Here is a 16401-nt window from a genome sequence, read left to right on the forward strand (position 1 = left end):
AATCTCGGAAATCAGGAGTTCATCGTGTCTCGCTTGATCAGAACGATCGACCTCAACTCCGACCTGGGAGAGGGGTTCGGCCCGTGGGAGCTCGGCGACGACGAGGCGCTGCTGTCGGTCGTCACCAGCGCCAACGTCGCCTGCGGGTTCCACGCGGGAGACCCGACGGTCATGCGGCGCACGTGCGAGACGGCGGTAGCGCGCGGGGTGGCGATCGGCGCCCAGGTGGGCTACCGCGACCTGGCGGGTTTCGGGCGGCGCTTCATCGAGGTGCCGCCCGAGGCCCTGGCCGACGAGATCGTCTACCAGATCGGCGCCCTGGACGCCTTCGCGCGCATGGCGGGCGGCAGGGTCGGCTACGTCAAGCCGCACGGCGCGCTCTACAACGCGATCGTGCACCACGAGGTGCAGGCGGGCGCCGTCGTGGCGGCCGTCCGCGCGTACGATCCAGGCCTTCCGGTCCTCGGGCTGCCCGGCTCGGAGTGGCTGCGCCAGGCCGAGCGGGCGGGGCTGACCACGGTCACCGAGTGCTTCGCGGACCGCGGTTACACCCCGCAGGGCACGCTCGTGCCGCGTGGCCGGCCAGGCGCGCTGCTGCACGACCCTGGTGAGGTGGCCGCGCGGTGCCTGCGCATGGCGCGGGGCGAGCCGATCGAGGCCGTGGACGGCACGCCGCTGTCCGTGCGGGCCGAGTCGATCTGCGTCCACGGCGACAGCCCGGGCGCGGTGGCCATGGCCCGGGAAGTACGTGCCACGCTCGCGGCCGGCGGCATCGAGCTGGCACCGTTCACCGGCGCACCTGTGCCGCGCGGGGAGGGGGACCGATGAATCCGACGTTCCGCCGGTGCGGTGACCGGGCGGTGCTGGTGGAGGTGGGCGGCGTGGGAGAGGTGCTCGCGTTGTACGACGCGCTCAACGCCGACCCGCCGAGCGGGGTCACCGACATCCTTCCTGCGGCCCGTACCTTGCTGGTCCGCTTCGAACGGCCCGCCCGTCACGACACGGTGGAGTCCGCCGTCCTGAACGCCCGCCCCGCGGGCGGGTTCCGGCCGGTGACGGGCGAGGTGACGATCCCCGTCCTGTACGACGGTGCAGACCTGGCCGATGTGGCGTCGCTGACCGGGCTCTCCGAGCGCGCGGTGGTGGAGGCGCATACCGGGACGATGTGGACGGTCGGCTTCTCCGGGTTCGCCCCCGGCTTCGGCTACCTCACCGGCGGCGATCCCCGGCTGCACGTGCCGCGCCGGGACGAGTCGCGCGTGCGGGTGCCGGCCGGCTCGGTGGCGCTGGCGGCCGGGTTCAGCGCGGTCTACCCGCGCGAGTCGCCGGGCGGGTGGCAGCTCATCGGCCGCACCGACGTCCCGGTGTGGGACGTCGCCGCCGACCCGCCCGCCCTGCTGCGCCCGGGCATGCGCGTGCGGTTCACGGAGGCGCGGCGTGCGTGAGCGGCGGCCTTCGCGCGGGCGGGCCTCGTTCGCGGAGGTGCGGCGTGCGTGAGCGGGGCGGGGTTCTGGAGGTGCTGGCGACCGGGCCGATGGCGACCGTGCAGGACCTCGGGCGCCCGGGTCGTGGCGACCTCGGCGTGGGCCGCTCCGGGGCCGCAGACCGGAGCGCGTTGCGGCTGGCCAACCGCCTGCTGGCCAACCCCGAAGACGCGGCGGCGCTGGAGGTGACCCTTGGCGGGCTGGCGGTGCGCGCCTGCGGCGACCTGCTCGTCGCGCTCACGGGGGCGGCCTGCCCGGCCACGATCACCGACGCCGCCGGGCGTACGCGCGGCGCCGGCCACCAGGCCGTCGAACGCCTGCCCGACGGGGCGACGCTATGGCTCGGTGTGCCGAGGGACGGACTGCGTACGTACGTGGCGGTGCGCGGCGGGCTGGACGTGCCGCAGGTGCTGGGGTCGCGGGCCACGGACGTCATGGCCGGGCTGGGCCCCGAGCACCCGGCACCCGGGGCGCTCCTGCCGGTCGGGCCGCCGCCCGAGGGGTTCCCCGTCGTCGACCTCGCGCCGGTGCGCGAGCTCCAGCACCGCGAGCCGGTGCTGGAGATCGTGCCAGGCCCGCGCGACGACTGGTTCAGCGAGGAAGCCCTGAAGACGCTGTGCGCGGCGCCGTACGAGGTGACCGCCGACAGCAACCGGGTGGGCATGCGGCTGCTCGGGCCGCGCCTTGAGCGGGTACGGGAAGGCGAGCTGCCGCCCGAGGGGATGGTGCCGGGGGCTCTCCAGGTGCCGCCCTCCGGCCGGCCGACCCTCTTCCTGGCCGACCATCCGGTCACGGGCGGCTACCCGGTGATCGCGGTGGTCGGCACGCGCGACGTCGACCGCGCGGCGCAGGTCCGGCCGGGGCAGTTCATCCGCTTCCGGCTCGCACGGGCATGAGCCCGCGGAGGCATGGGCCCGCACAGGCATCTCGGACGGGCGTGGGACAGGAGAAGGAGTGAGGAGCGGATGACGCGTACACAGGTGGATCCGGCCCGGCTGAGTCCTCGGGAGGCACGCGCACTGTTCAGGGAGGGGCTGGTCACGCCCACCTCCGGCTGGTCGTCCGGCTGGACGCAGGCCAACCTGCTCGCGCTGCCGAGGGACCGCGCGTACGACTTCCTGCTGTTCGCGCAGCGCAACCCGGGACCGTGCCCGGTGCTGGACGTGACCGAGCCCGGCGCGTTCGCCACGGGCCTGTTCGACGGCGACCTGCGCACCGACCTTCCCGCCTACCGGGTCTACGAGCACGGAGAGCAGGTCGCCGAGGTCACCGACGTCCTGTCGTACTGGCGGGACGACCTCGTGTGCTTCCTCATCGGCTGCAGCTTCACCTTCGAGGCGGCGCTGCTGGAGGCGGGAGTGCCGGTGCGCCACATCGAGGCCGGGACGAACGTCCCCATGTACCGGACCAACCGGGCGTGCCGCCCCGCGGGCGACCTGTCCGGTCCCCTGGTCGTCAGCATGCGCCCCGTACCCGCCGAACTGGTGGCGACGGCGGTGCGGATCACCTCGCGCTACCCCGCCGTGCACGGCGCTCCTGTGCACATCGGCGACCCTGCCGCGCTGGGGATCGCCGACCTCGACCGGCCCGACTACGGCGAGCCGGTCGAGGTGCGGGCGGGAGAGCTTCCCGTCTTCTGGGCCTGCGGGGTCACGCCACAGGCCGCCGTGACGCGGTCGCGCCCGCCGTTCGCCATCGGTCACGCACCGGGCCACATGGCCATCACCGACGCCCGCGACAGCGCGTACCAGCTGCCGTGACCCTCGCGGGGACGGCGCGTCACCAGCCGAAGCCGGTCGGGTAGGTCACCTCGGCGAGCACGTGCTGGCCTGTGGTGTTGGGGTGGAAGTAGTCCCAGGTGCTGATGTCGGAGAGGGCGAACGGGTAGCCGAACACGGCGCCCCCGTCGTAGCGGCAGTTCGCCTGCTCGCCGCAGACCCGGGCGAGCACCGCGTTGAAGTCGGCGACGCGCTGGCGCACCCGGTCGCGCCTGTCGTTGTCGGCCGCGTCGGTGGACCGGGGACGCGCGAGCAGCGACTGGCAGATACTGAGCGCCGCCCACGCCGTGCGCGCCGAGGAACTGTCCTTTCCGACCTGCCACAGCCGCTTGACGTCGGGAATGCTCGCGACGAAGATCGCCGCACCGGGTAGTCCCGTGGTGAGCGTCTGCATCGTCGTGCGGAACCTGGACTCGAAGTCGGCCACCGAGGTCATGCTCGACTCCGACGACGTACAGGCGTCGTTGGCCCCGATCAGGATCGTCACGTAGTCGGCGCCCTGCGAGACGGCCTGCTGGGCCTGTCCCGGCATGTCCGCGACCTTGGCCCCCGACTTGGCGTCGTCGTAGGCCACCAGTGAGGGGTTGACGGTGCGTATGCGCAGGTAGTGGCTCTTCACGCTGGTGTAGGAGCCGGTGGACCACGACCTCGACGGGCAGTCGACGTAGAAGCCGCAGGCGTTGAACCCGCGGGTGATGGAGTCGCCCATCGATGCCATGGTGCCGGGGACGGGAGGGGCGGCCGCCATGGCGGTGGCCGGGACGGACGTGAACGCGACGGCTGCGAGGAGAACGAGGGTGAGGGTACGGCTGCGGAAGTCCAAGCTGGTCTCCTGGGGCATCCCCCGAGCGGATCTGACGATCAGAATGTCAGCCAGCTTGACCTGATTTACAACCTCACATTACAAGTTACTGACCTGTTGGTAACATACGACCCGGCCATCACATTGGCGTTCGTACGTGCCCGCCGGTCGCGGCGGGCACGTACGAACACCGAGTCCCGGCTACTTGAGGCCGGCGTCCAGCGCGGTGGTCAGCGTGCCGGGGTCACCGGACATCTCCCAGATCATCGCGCCCAGCAGGCCCTTGCTCCGCAGCCACGCGGTCTTGCGCGCGATCGACCAGGTGTCGTCGAAGCTCCACCACTGGCCGCCGTTGCCGGTGTAGCAGTACGTCGCCACCGACTGGGTGTCGTGCTGAACCGTGCACCCTGGCACGCTCGCCACCAGGTTGGCGTACCCCCGCGTGCCCGCCTCCTCGGGGAACTGACCGGGCGCCGCGCCGGTGGCCGCCTGCCACTCGCCCAGCTTGCCGCCGTCGGCGACCCCCTGCCAGCCGCGCCCGTAGTAGGCGAGGCCGATGGTCAGCTTGCGCGGGTTGACCCCTGCCTGCAGATACAGGTTCACCGCGTTCTCGACGCTGAAGTGGAAGGAGTAAGGGTCGTCGGTGTCCGCGTACAGGTTGCCCTGGTGGCCCGTTCTGCTGGGCTCCCAGGAGTTGTCGCTGCCTGCGCCGTGGAAGTCGTACCCCTGGATGTTGAAGATGTCCAGCGACTTGGCCACCTGCGGCAGGTCCCAGCCCGCCGCGATCTTCGCGGGGTCGGCGGGGGTGAAGGCCGTGAGCTGGTAGCGCTTGCCGGTCTCCTGGGTCAGCGCGTCGAGCTGCCTGCGGAACTCCGCGGTGAGCGCCGTGTTGTTCGCCTTGTCGTTCGCCCCCACGTGGTTGCCCGCGTGGCCTTCCGCGCCGGGCCACTCCCAGTCGAGGTCGATGCCGTCGAAGATCCCGGCCGCGCTGCCCGGCCCGCCCGCGGCGTTGTACACCGGCAGGTTGCCCTTGATGTACATGTCGATGCAGGAGCTCACGAACTTGCGCCGGGACGCGTCGGTGGCCGCCACGTCGGAGAAGTACTTCGAGTAGGTCCAGCCGCCGAGCGAGATCAGCACCTTGAGCTGCGGGTACTTCGCCTTGAGCTTGCGGAGCTGGTTGTAGTTGCCCCGCAGGTTCTCCCAGCCGGTGTCGGCGACCCCGTCCACCGACTGCGCCGCGCTCATCGGCCTGCCGTAGTCGGCGTCCGCGTCGCCCGCGCCGTCACCCTGGCCCGGGTCCTGCGGGTTCGCCGTGGTGCCCTTGGTCACACCGTTGAGGCAGGTCAGGTTGACCGGGTCGATGTTGCCGAAGGCGTAGTTCAGGTGGGTCAGCTTGGCCGCCGCGCCGGTCGTGTCGAGGTTGCGGACGAAGTACTGCCGGCCGTATATGCCCCACTGCACGAAGTAGCCCACCCTGGCGTACCCGCTGCCGATGATGTCGGCCGTGCTCACCTTCAGCGCACCGCTCGGCGCCGAGATGTTGTCGTAGAGGTCGCGGGCGCGCACGGTGAACGTGTACTCGGTGGACGGCGACAGGCCGGTGACCGTCGCGGTGGTGCCGGTCACGGACGTCGCGAGCGTGGTGCCCGTGTAGACGTCGTACCCGGCGACGCCCTTGTTGTCGGTGGAGGCGTCCCACGCGAGCGACACGCTCGCCGACCCCGTACCGGTGCCGCGCAGGTTCGCGGGCGCGGTCGGCGGCTGGGTGTCGTCGGCCGGATTGCCGGTCGTCACCTTGAGCGCCGCGCTCGCCGGGGACAGGTTGCCCTTGCGGTCCTTGGTCCTGACGGTGAACGTGTACTCGGTGTTCGGGGTCAGGCCGGTGACGGTCGCGCTCGTGGTGGTGACCGTCGTGGCGAGGTCGGCGCCCTTGTACACCTGGTAGCCGGCGATCGGCAGGCTCCCCGCGGTGGCGGCGTCCCACGCCAGCGACACGGTCTTGGTGGTCTTGACCGGCGAGCGCAGGTTCCCGGGGGCGCCCGGGGGCGAGTCCGCCGCCCCGTCGCACCTGACGTCGTTGATCCGGCAGTTCGCGGGCTCCGCCGACGCCGAGCTGAGCGTGAACGCGGGGCTGTACGGCTCGGTGGATCCGTGCGCCGCCACCGTGGTGTTGTAGTAGAGCGGGCTCAGCGTCACCTGGCGCCCGCTCTGGCTCAGCGTGGCGTTCTGCGCCCCGCTCGCGGTGACGCCCGCCGGGAGGTCGAAGGTGATCGACCAGCCGTTCAGCGCGGCATCGGTGTTGTTGCTGACCACGAATTTGGCCTGCGTGCCACTGGCCGAGTACGCGGCGGTGACCGGGGCCGGCGGTGGCGGCGGGTCGCCGCTGCCGTCGCAGTTCGCGCCGTTGATGGTGCAGCTCGTCGGCTGTACGGGCGAGCTGAGCGTGAACGTCGGGCTGTACGGGTCGGTGTTCCCGTTCGCCCGCACGGTGGCGATGTAGTACGCGGGCGTGAGCGTGACCCGGGTCCCGCTCTGCGTGGTCGTGGCGTTCTGGGGGTTGCTCACGGTCACCCCCGCGGGGAGGTCGAACTGGATCGACCAGCCCGAGACCGGCGTGGCGCCGGGGTTGCTCACCACGAACTTGCCCTGACCGCCGGTCAGGGTGAACGCCGCCGTCAGGCGGACGGCGGCGTCGGCGGGAGCTGACAGGAAGGTCGACATGACCAGTACCAGCAGCACGGCGGCGAATCTGCGCATGTGGGGGCTCTTTTCTTTAGGAAAGTTTCCTAAGAGTTGCGCGGATCGTAACCCTGGCTCCCAGCGTCGGCAAGACCCAAACCCGCCCGCCGCGCCGCCGCGTGATCGGCCGGGCGCGTGAATACCATTGAAGATCGACGGCGTCACGATGGCCGGAAGATCAGCGTCATGCCCGCCGGGGGCGAAAGAGGGGAACCGATGATCCGCCACTGGAATCCGCCTGGCGTGGCCCCGCCGCTCTCCCAGTACAGCCACCTGGTCTCGGTGCCGTCCGACCACGACCTGGTGCTGATCTCCGGCCAGTTCGGGCTACTGCCGGACGGCACCCTCGCGGGCCCGGATTCCGAGACCCAGAGCCGGCAGATCTTCCTCAACATCGAGACCCTGCTCGCGTCGATAGGCGCGGGGCCGGACAACCTCGTGAGGCTGTTCACGATGGTCACGGGCACCGAGCACCTGGAGGGCAGCCGCAGGGCCCGGCACGAGGTGTTCGCCCGGTGGTACCCCGACGGCGGCTACCCGGCGAACTCCATCGCGGTGCTCGACGCGCTGAGCACCCCCGAGCTGAACGTCCAGATCGACGGGGTGGCGGCCATCCCCGCACATATCCTCGCCGGGCAGGCGGACGGCCTTCCGGTGTCCGAGGCGATGGAGGTCCTCTGACCCCGGTCCTCTGACCCCGGTCCTCTGACCCCGGTCCTCCAGCCTCGCCTTACGCTGGCATTCGACAGGTTCCCGGCGTGGGAGGCGCTCAGTGGGCGATGGACGCGGGGGTCCCGGTGTGACGGCGGATCCAGCGCTGGTGGTGAGGGCCCTTGCCGACGTGTCGGCCATCGGGCCGTACTTCGCGGTCTCCACCGAGCCCGGTCATGAGAGCGACCCCTCCTGGCGTCCGCTCGCGGAGCTCTCCACCGACCTCGAAGCCCTGGCGGCCAGGGTCACCGACTTCGAACGGCGGCTCGGCACCGGCGAGCGCCGGGTCGCGGCGTCGATCCTGTTCCAGGGGCTGGCGGCGCGGCTGTGGTCTCCGGTCGTCGGAACCGTCACGGCCCACGGCCTGGTGCCCGTCGCGGCCCCGGCGCACCTGCGCTGGCGACCGGTCGCGACCGGCCCGCTGCCCCTGTGGACGCCGCGCACGGCGGGCTGGGCGACCGTACGACAGGCCGAGTGCGCCGAGATGGTCTACCAGGCGGTCGTGGCCGAGTTGCTCGACCCCCTGGTAGGGGCCTTCCAGAGCGTCACGAAGGTCGCGCCCTCCCTGCTGTGGGGCAACGCCGCCTCCGCCCTGGCCGGGACGCTCCGCACCCTTCCCCCCGCGCGTCCCGACCTCGGGCCCCGCGCGGCGCGGCTGGTGGGCGAGTTGCTCCGGCTCGGCGTGCTGGCGGGCACGGGTGAGCCCGCCGAGCCCGCGCCGGGCCACCACTTCTTCGTCAGGACGAGCTGCTGCCTCTACTACCGCGTACCCGGCGGTGGCATGTGCGACGACTGCGCCCTGCTGGCGCCGGCGGTCCGCGAGAGCCAGTGGGCGCGGACGGCGCGACAGGCAGGAGGGGCACGGTGACCCGGCCGCTTGAGGATGATCTCGGGCTCCCTGTACCGCTTCCCGATGAGATACGCCGGGTCGTGTCACTGGTGCCGTCGCTGACGGAGTCGGTCGCGGCCACGGCGCCCGGACTGCTGGTGGGGGCCACGAACTGGTGCTCACACCCGGCCGGCCTCGACGTCACGCGGGTGCGCGGCACCAAGAACCCCGACGTGGACGCCATCGTGGCCCTGCGTCCCGACCTGGTGCTGGCCAACGAGGAGGAGAACCGCGTGCCCGACCTGGACGCGCTCCGGGCGGCCGGCGTGCCCGTCTGGGTCACGGTGATCCGCACGCTCGACGAAGCGCTCGCCTCGCTCCGCCGGACGCTCGTCACCGCCATGGGGCTGCCCGAGCCGCGGTGGCTCTCGGACGCCGGACGGGCGTGGTCGGCCGACCTCGCGGAGGGCGGCCAGAGTGCCGTGATCCCGGTGTGGCGCAAGCCGTGGATGGTCGTCGGACGGGACACCTTCGCCGGCGACCTGCTCCAGCGCCTGGGCGTGCGCAACCTCTACGCCGCCCACGCCGAGCGCTATCCCCGCATCCCGCTGCCCGAGCTGCTGGCCGCCCGTCCCGATCTCGTCGTGCTGCCGGACGAGCCGTACCGGTTCACGGCCGACGACGGGCCCGGGTTCTTCCCCGGCGTGCCGGCCGCCCTGGTCAGCGGCCGGCACCTCACGTGGTACGGCCCCTCGCTCGCCGAGGCTCCCCGCGTACTGAAGAACGCCCTGGCGTCGGCCCGGCGTGATCCGTGATTCCCGGCCGGAGCATCGCGTGATCTAACCTGGGTCGATGGCGCTCGCGTATCTGGGTGACCTCGCCGGGCAGGGCTGGAAGCAGGTCGGAGAGCTGGCCCTGGCCTTCGTGCTGTCGGCCGCGATCGGCCTCGAAAGGGAGATCAGGCAGAAGAGCGCGGGGCTGCGCACCCACACCCTGGTGGGCTTCGCCGCCGCCCTGGTCATGCTCGTGTCGAAGTACGGCTTCGGCGACGTGCTCGGGGACCACATCGTCCTCGACCCGTCCCGTGTGGCCGCCCAGATCGTGTCCGGCATCGGCTTCATCGGCGCCGGCCTCATCTTCGTCCGGCAGGACGCGGTGCGCGGGCTCACCACCGCCGCGACGATCTGGCTCACCGCCGCCGTGGGGATGGCGGCGGGGGCGGGGCTGTGGCTGCTCGCCGCGATCGTCACACTGGGGCATTTCGCCGCGGTCTTCGTCCTGACCCCGCTGGCCGCCCGGCTGCCGCGCTCCAAGTACGCCCCCTCGCGGCTGCACCTGACCTACCTCGACGGCCGGGGTGTGCTGCGGCGGGTGCTGGCGGAGTGCACGGGCCGGGGGTTCAGCGTGACGCAGCTCTCCGTCGACCAGCGGGCCGAGTACCGGGACCAGGCGACGGTCTCCCTGTGGCTGACCGTCCACGGCCCCGGCCCGATCTCGGAGCTGACCGCCGTGCTCGCCGAGATCGACGGCGTGCTCGCCGTGTCCGGCCAGGACTCCGACTCGGCGATGCCCTGACCAGTGCTCTCGCGCGGGAGAACCCTGAATCGATCATCGGTTTTCCCGCATTCGAGCGAGGGCACGTAGCGGCAATGATGCGCAACCTCGTCAAGGGCGCCGTCAGCGGCGTGCTCGCCACGGCCGCCATGAGTGCCGTGATGCTCGCCGGCGACCGGGCCGGGCTGATGGGGGAACACCCGCCCAAGCGCATCGCCCGGGCGGCGCTCCCCGGCCCGAAGCACCGGCCGAAGACCGGCGAGGGCGTGCTGGGCGCGGTCGCGCACTTCGGCTTCGGCGCCTCCTGTGGCGCGCTGTTCGCCGTGGTGGTGGACGGGCGCCGGCCCCGGCTTCCGCTGGGCGTCGTGTACGGCCTGGCGATCTGGGCGGTCAGCTACCAGGGATGGGTGCCGGGCCTCGGGATCCTTCCGCCCATCCACCGCGACAGGCCGGGACGCCAGACCGTCATGGCCGCCGGGCACACGGTGTACGGCACGGCCCTGGTGCTGGCGCTCAACCGCCTGCGGCGGGACGACCGGGTCTGATCTTTCCAGGACGGCGCACTCCCCCCTGATCAGCCGCCGTGGCGCGTGCTGCCACGGCACCACATGGGCCGTGTAGGTCCCGCTCAATGCTCGACCCGGGGGGATACGACGATGACCAGAGACGACCGTACCGAGAAGGACCGGCAGCTCGACGCCTACCGCGTCGACCAGCGGGACTCCTTCCTCACCACCGATCAGGGCGTTCCGGTCGACGACACCGACAACTCGCTGAAGGCGGGCGAGCGCGGCCCGACGCTGATGGAGGACTTCCACTTCCGCGAGAAGATCACCCATTTCGACCACGAGCGGATCCCCGAGCGGGTCGTGCACGCCAGGGGCTCGGGGGCCTACGGCTACTTCGAGCCCTACGACGGCTCGCTGGCGTCCATCACCCGGGCGGAGTTCCTGGCCACGCCCGGGTTGCGCACGCCGGTGTTCGTCCGCTTCTCCACCGTCGTGGGGTCGCGGGGGTCCGCCGACACGGTGCGGGACGTGCGGGGCTTCGCCACGAAGTTCTACACACGCCAGGGCAACTTCGACCTGGTGGGCAACAACTTCCCGGTGTTCTTCATCCAGGACGCGATCAAGTTCCCGGACTTCGTGCACGCGGTGAAGCCCGAGCCGAACAACGAGATCCCGCAGGCTTCGTCGGCGCACGACACGCTCTGGGACTTCGTACAGCTCCAGCCGGAGACCACCCACATGATGATGTGGCTGATGTCCGACCGGGCGCTCCCCCGGAGCTTCCGCATGATGCAGGGCTTCGGGGTGCACACCTTCCGGCTGGTGAACGAGGACGGCCGGGCGACCTTCGTGAAGTTCCACTGGAAGCCCAAGCTCGGCAAGCACTCCCTGGTCTGGGACGAGACGCAGAAGATCGCCGGCAAGGACCCCGACTTCAACCGGCGCGACCTGTGGGAGGCCATCGAGCGCGGCGCCTACCCCGAGTGGGAGCTGGGCCTGCAACTGGTGCAGGAGGAGGACGAGCACTCCTTCGACTTCGACATCCTGGACGCGACGAAGATCATCCCTGAGGAGCAGGTGCCGCTCCGCCCCGTCGGGCGCCTCGTGCTCGACCGCAACCCCGACAACTTCTTCGCCGAGACCGAGCAGGCCGCCTTCCACCTCGGCAACGTCGTCCCCGGCATCGACTTCACCAACGACCCGCTGCTGCAGGGCCGCGCCTTCTCCTACCTCGACACGCAGCTCATCAGGCTCGGCGGCCCGAACTTCCCGCAGATCCCGGTCAACCGGCCGGTCGCGGAGGTGCACGACCACCACCGCGAGGGCTACCACCAGACGCAGATCCACAAGGGCCGGGCGGCCTACCAACCGAACTCCCTGGACAACGGGTGGCCGGAGCCCGCGGGCGACAAGGGCTACACCCACTACCAGGAGCGGGTCGACGGGTACAAGATCCGCAAGCGCAGCGAGAGCTTCGGCGACCACTACAGCCAGGCCACCCTGTTCTGGAACAGCATGTCCGGCTGGGAGCGGGAACACATCATCGCGGCCTTCCGCTTCGAGCTCGGCAAGGTCGACGCCCGCCACGTCCAGGAAGGCGTGGTCCGCAACCTCAACGAGGTGGACCACGACCTCGCCGTGCGGGTCGCCGAAGGCATCGGCGTGGACGCACCGGGCCAGCCGCTGGCGCCCAACCACGGCCGCAGCTCCCCCGCGCTCAGCATGGACAACGAGCCGGCGGACACCATCGCCACCCGCAAGATCGCGTTCCTGGTCGCGGACGGCGTGGACGCCACGCACATCGACGCCCTCATGTCGGACCTCTCGGCCAGGGGCGCCTTCTGCGAGATCCTCGCCGCGCACGGCGGCGCCGTGCAGGGGACCGGCGGTCACCGGATCGCGGTGACCAGGCCGCTGCCGACCACCGCGTCCGTGCTGTTCGACGCCGTGGTGGTGCCGGGCGGGGAAGAGAGCGTACGGGCTCTCGCCGAAGACGGGGACGCGGTGCACTTCGTGGCAGAGGCGTACAAGCACGGCAAGGCCGTCGGCGCCCTCGGCGCGGGCACCGAGCTGCTGGGGCCGGCCCACGTCACAGAGGACCGGGAGCAGGGGGTCATCACCTCGTCGGGAGAGGACCTGGAGGGGTTCATGGCGTCCTTCGCGACGGCCGTCGCGGCCCACCGCTTCCCCAGGCGTCCCACCCGGACCGTACCGGCCTGACCCGCGCCGCACCGCCCCGGGCCCGGGCCGCCGCTGGGCCGGGCCCGGGCTGCCGCTGGGCCGGGGCGGTTTGTACGTGCCTTGGAGCTTTCTTATACGGGTTCTCCTGACGCTGTCAGGCATGGCGTTCCAGTAGTCGGAAGGCCTCTCTTGAGGAGGACTCATGATGGCTCCCCGAGCGCGCCGGCCTCACCGCCTGGCGGTGGCGGTGGCCGGCCTACTCGCGACCCCCCTGTGCCTGCTCGGCCAACCCGCGAGCGCCGCACCCGCCGGGCCCCTCGACGGCGCGTTCAGCGGCGCCGCGGCGGCGTACGAGGTGCCCCGCGACCTGCTCGTCGCGCTGGCCTACTCCGAGACCCACCTGGACGGGCACGACGGCAAGCCGAGCGCGAGCGGCGGCTACGGCGTCATGCACCTGGTGACCAACCCCGCCAACCACACGCTGGAACAGGCCTCGGCGCTCACCGCCAAGCCGGTGGCGACGCTGAAGTCCGACACGGCGGCCAACATCGCGGGCGCCGCCGCCGTGCTGCGGGCCGAGGCCGACAAGCTCGGGCTGAGCGCGGCCGGCCGCAGGGACATCGGCAAGTGGTACACCGCCGTGGCCAGGTACGGCGGCGCCCCGAACCCGGGGACGGCACGGCTCTACGCCGACACCGTCTACGACATGCTGGCCGGGGGCGTACGCGCCGTGACGCGCGGCGGTGAGACCGTGACGGTGAAGGCGCGGGCGGTCGTGCCGGACCGAGGCGGGTACGCGGACGCGCCCGACCTGAACGCCCCGCTCGTGGCGGCGGCCGACTATCCGAGCGCCCACTGGGTCCCGGCGAGCACCGGCAACTACCGGGTCGCGAGCAGGGGCGCCGGGACGATCGACCGCATCGTCATCCATGTCATGCAGGGCTCGTACGCCGGGACGATCTCCTGGTTCCAGAACCCGAGCGCCAAGGTCTCCTCGCACTACCTGGTGCGGTCGTCGGACGGCGACATCACCCAGATGGTGCGCGACAAGGACGTGGCGTACCACGCGACGACGTACAACGACCGCGCCATCGGGATCGAGCACGAGGGCTACGTCAACGACGCCTCGTGGTTCACCGACGCCATGTACCGCTCGTCCGCCGCGCTGACCCGGTACGTCGCCGACAAGTACGGCATCCCGAAGGACCGCACCCACATCATCGGCCACGTCCAGGTGCCGGGCACCGACCACACCGACCCGGGGCCGAACTGGGACTGGACCAAGTACATGCAGCTCGTGACGGGCGGCGCGCCCACCAACCCGTACACCCCCGAGCAGGTCTGCGGCACCGGGTACAGCGTCATCGACTCGGCCGCGCTCGGGTCCGCGGGGACGGCGTACCTGCTGTACGACTCCGTCAGCGGCTACAACTGCGTGACCACGATCAAGTCCACCTCGCTCGGCACGGCCTCCGCCACGGCGGCGTACCTGGAGGTGCAGGGAAAGACGAGGATCACCGACTCCGGCAACTTCGCCTACTACGCGGGGCCGGTGCGGGCGGCCGCCATCGACAAGTGCGTCAAATGGGGCGGCAAGGCCGGGTCGTCGACCTACGACAGCCCCTTCGAGCACTGCGGCTGATCTCCGGGGGCCAGGTCCCGAAAGGGGCCCGGCCACCATCGGGCCCGCGCGCGTTTCCCCGAAGCATTCGCCCTCGGCGGACGCATCCGGAAATCACCCATCCACCTGCGAGGATCATCAGATGGGGAACGACACGGCGGTGCGCCGACTCGACCTGGGGTACTTCGTCCGGCCCGCATCGGAGACGGGGGGCCCGCAGCCGAGGGTCGAGCCCGTCCTCGCCTATCTGGTGCGGCGCGACGAGGGGTTGATCCTGTTCGACACCGGCATCGGCGCCGCGGACCCCGAGACGGAGGCCCACTACCGGCCCCGGCGCAACGCGCTGGAAGGCGCCCTCGCCGACGCGGGAGTCACCCTCGCGGACATCTCCCTGGTCGTGAACTGCCACCTCCACTTCGACCACTGCGGGGGTAACCCCTCACTGGCCGGGAGGCCGATCGTGGTACAGGCCACGGAGCTCGCCACCGCCCGCGGCGGCGACTACACGATCGACGAGCTCGTCGACTTCCCCGGCGCGGTCTACGAAGAGATCACCGGTGAGGCCGAGGTCTGGCCGGGGGTCTGGATCATCCCGACTCCCGGGCACACCGCGGGGCACCAGTCGATGGTGGTCCGGCAGAGCGACGGCACCGTCATCCTCGCCGGCCAGGCGCACGACTTCGCGTACGAGTTCTCCTCCGACCACCTGGCCCGCCAGGCCACCCTCCACGGCCTGGCCCAGCCCCTCCCCACCTACCAACCCTGGCTGAACCGCCTCACCGCCTTCGACCCCCGCCGAATCCTCTTCGCCCACGACCCCTCAGTCTGGGAACCACCCCACACAGGAGATGCGGCGACGAATTCCCCCCGCCCGTGACCCGCGTGACGGGTGACCCACTTGCTGCCCACCCAGGCCGTCCCCGCCAAGGCGGCGCAGAGACGTAGTGCCCGCGATCAGTGAATCGGAGGGCGCCGGATCGACGCATTCGTGGAGATGCCAGCGTCGCGTCCGGAGGGAACACCCCAACGCGCCCAGACCGTCTTGCCCGGGCCATCCGGAAGCGGAGTGACGCCGTGGTCCCCGGCGAGAGCGGCGACAATGGTGAGGCCCCTGCCGTGAACCGACTCGACGCCAAGGTCGAGGCGGCGCGGCTGCCCGGCTCCGTGATCGGTGACCCGGACGCACAGCTCGCCGGGTCCGCCCCACAGGGAGAGCCTGATCGGGGGATCGCCGTAGTTGATCGCGTTGGCCAGTAGCTCGCCGACCACGAGAACCACGTCATCCGCGAGATCGGCAAGCGCCCAGGCGGTGAGGACGTCCTTCACCAGACCGCGGGTCTTGCCGACCATCGACAGGTCGTGGGGTAGATCCCAGCAGACGGTACGTAGACCGTCCGGCCTTTCTTTCATCGAGACTCCGTAAGTCATCAGGCGGTCCGTGCGGGCCGGATGTGGCTGATCGAGGCCCACCTTCGGGTCCGGGGGGTTTCGTACGGATACGTGAGGTGTCCTGCCACGGTGTCCGGCCTTGGCTCGGATGCGCTCCACGTCCCGCATCAGGTCGCGCAGTTCTTCGGGCGTGGGCGCCAGAACGAGGAGTGACTCGGACGAGGCCCAGGTGGCGACGGCGTAGAAGCGGCGCGTGCCCACGCCGTACCAGACGCTCCACGCGGGCTCCATCTGGTCCAGCTGCTGCGCGGCAGCGCGCTTGGCGAGATCCCATCGCCCGTGGGGCATCTGTTCGGTACGCGCCCCTCGTCGGTGCCGTCCGCCCGACCGCGACTCACCCTCGCGTCTCTTCACGCCGCCATACCGTCTCGATACGACCGGCGTTCGCTGGAAGAGTGCCGCCCCGCCCACGCCGGTAGGGCATGGCACTCGCCGGCACGGGCTCCGCGTTGCGCCCGTGGCTCCCAGCCGTGATGACGTAGGCCTCGGATGGGATCTGGGAAGGCTCGGGCCTCGGCAGCGGGCGGCACACCGGTGTCGCCATCGGCAACCGGCCGTCCGACCCAAGACGCCGCCGAGCGCTCATCCGGGCGTGGACCTGCGCGGGAGTGGGCTGCTCCCATTCATGCCACGGGCGATGCGGGAGGCTCGCGCCCTCGTGGGCGTACGGCGGATGACCACACCAACGACACCCCAGCGGCATCGGCGGCTGCTCAGCATGCCAACGAACCCGAATGACGC

The 16401-nt window shown here is 71.4% G+C and carries 15 protein-coding genes; 12 read left to right on the forward strand and 3 right to left on the reverse strand.

The features are described 5' to 3' along the window. The first annotated feature begins 36 nt into the window (after window positions 1-36). From ACOZ38_RS42320 to ACOZ38_RS42335, 4 genes are all read left to right on the forward strand, one after another. Window positions 37-828, forward strand: a complete 792-nt coding sequence (locus ACOZ38_RS42320; RefSeq protein WP_424537191.1) for a LamB/YcsF family protein — start codon at window positions 37-39, stop codon at window positions 826-828. Continuing rightward, window positions 825-1445 (forward strand): 5-oxoprolinase subunit B family protein, encoded by a 621-nt coding sequence (locus ACOZ38_RS42325; protein ID WP_424536473.1) that lies wholly within the window; start codon window positions 825-827, stop codon window positions 1443-1445. The genes ACOZ38_RS42320 and ACOZ38_RS42325 overlap by 4 nt, the downstream gene beginning before the upstream one ends. Before the next feature lie 44 nt (window positions 1446-1489). Further along, on the forward strand, window positions 1490-2380 hold the full coding sequence (locus ACOZ38_RS42330; protein WP_424536474.1) for a biotin-dependent carboxyltransferase family protein: 891 nt from the start codon (window positions 1490-1492) through the stop codon (window positions 2378-2380). 69 nt (window positions 2381-2449) lie between these two features. Continuing rightward, entirely contained in the window at window positions 2450-3244 is a 795-nt protein-coding gene (locus ACOZ38_RS42335) for a putative hydro-lyase (RefSeq protein ID WP_424536475.1), read from the forward strand. 19 nt (window positions 3245-3263) lie between these two features. On the opposite strand, the gene ACOZ38_RS42340 is transcribed toward ACOZ38_RS42335, so the two are convergent. Then, the gene (locus ACOZ38_RS42340) at window positions 3264-4085 is read right to left on the reverse strand and encodes an SGNH/GDSL hydrolase family protein (RefSeq protein WP_424536476.1); all 822 of its coding nucleotides are present in this window, start codon (window positions 4083-4085) and stop codon (window positions 3264-3266) included. A gap of 180 nt (window positions 4086-4265) precedes the next feature. Beyond that, window positions 4266-6824, reverse strand: coding sequence for a glycosyl hydrolase family 18 protein (locus ACOZ38_RS42345; RefSeq protein ID WP_424536477.1), 2559 nt, complete (start codon window positions 6822-6824; stop codon window positions 4266-4268). Between the two features lie 198 nt (window positions 6825-7022). Here ACOZ38_RS42345 and ACOZ38_RS42350 point away from each other — a divergent pair, with 198 nt between their 5' ends. The 8 genes from ACOZ38_RS42350 (at window position 7023) to ACOZ38_RS42385 (ending at window position 15088) form a co-directional block, all read left to right on the forward strand. After that, window positions 7023-7487, forward strand: coding sequence for a RidA family protein (locus ACOZ38_RS42350; protein WP_424536478.1), 465 nt, complete (start codon window positions 7023-7025; stop codon window positions 7485-7487). A 118-nt stretch (window positions 7488-7605) separates the two neighbouring features. Further along, window positions 7606-8385 (forward strand): (2Fe-2S)-binding protein, encoded by a 780-nt coding sequence (locus ACOZ38_RS42355; protein ID WP_424536479.1) that lies wholly within the window; start codon window positions 7606-7608, stop codon window positions 8383-8385. Then, window positions 8382-9161 (forward strand): helical backbone metal receptor, encoded by a 780-nt coding sequence (locus tag ACOZ38_RS42360; RefSeq protein WP_424536480.1) that lies wholly within the window; start codon window positions 8382-8384, stop codon window positions 9159-9161. Before ACOZ38_RS42355 ends, ACOZ38_RS42360 begins: the two co-directional genes overlap by 4 nt. A gap of 37 nt (window positions 9162-9198) precedes the next feature. Beyond that, window positions 9199-9921, forward strand: coding sequence for an MgtC/SapB family protein (locus ACOZ38_RS42365; protein ID WP_424536481.1), 723 nt, complete (start codon window positions 9199-9201; stop codon window positions 9919-9921). Between the two features lie 74 nt (window positions 9922-9995). After that, window positions 9996-10445, forward strand: a complete 450-nt coding sequence (locus ACOZ38_RS42370; RefSeq protein ID WP_424536482.1) for a DUF6789 family protein — start codon at window positions 9996-9998, stop codon at window positions 10443-10445. A 111-nt stretch (window positions 10446-10556) separates the two neighbouring features. Next, complete coding sequence (locus ACOZ38_RS42375; protein WP_424536483.1) at window positions 10557-12629, forward strand: catalase; 2073 nt, start codon at window positions 10557-10559, stop codon at window positions 12627-12629. A gap of 163 nt (window positions 12630-12792) precedes the next feature. Beyond that, window positions 12793-14232, forward strand: a complete 1440-nt coding sequence (locus ACOZ38_RS42380) for an N-acetylmuramoyl-L-alanine amidase (protein ID WP_424536484.1) — start codon at window positions 12793-12795, stop codon at window positions 14230-14232. A 121-nt stretch (window positions 14233-14353) separates the two neighbouring features. Next, window positions 14354-15088, forward strand: a complete 735-nt coding sequence (locus tag ACOZ38_RS42385) for an N-acyl homoserine lactonase family protein (RefSeq protein ID WP_424536485.1) — start codon at window positions 14354-14356, stop codon at window positions 15086-15088. Window positions 15089-15165: 77 nt separating this feature from the next. On the opposite strand, the gene ACOZ38_RS42390 is transcribed toward ACOZ38_RS42385, so the two are convergent. Beyond that, a complete protein-coding gene (locus ACOZ38_RS42390; RefSeq protein ID WP_424536486.1) occupies window positions 15166-16071 on the reverse strand; it encodes an ATP-binding protein in 906 nt (301 codons plus the stop codon). Between the last annotated feature and the right edge of the window lie 330 nt (window positions 16072-16401).

This window comes from Sphaerisporangium viridialbum (assembly GCF_049674955.1).
Taxonomy (GTDB): domain Bacteria; phylum Actinomycetota; class Actinomycetes; order Streptosporangiales; family Streptosporangiaceae; genus Sphaerisporangium; species Sphaerisporangium viridialbum.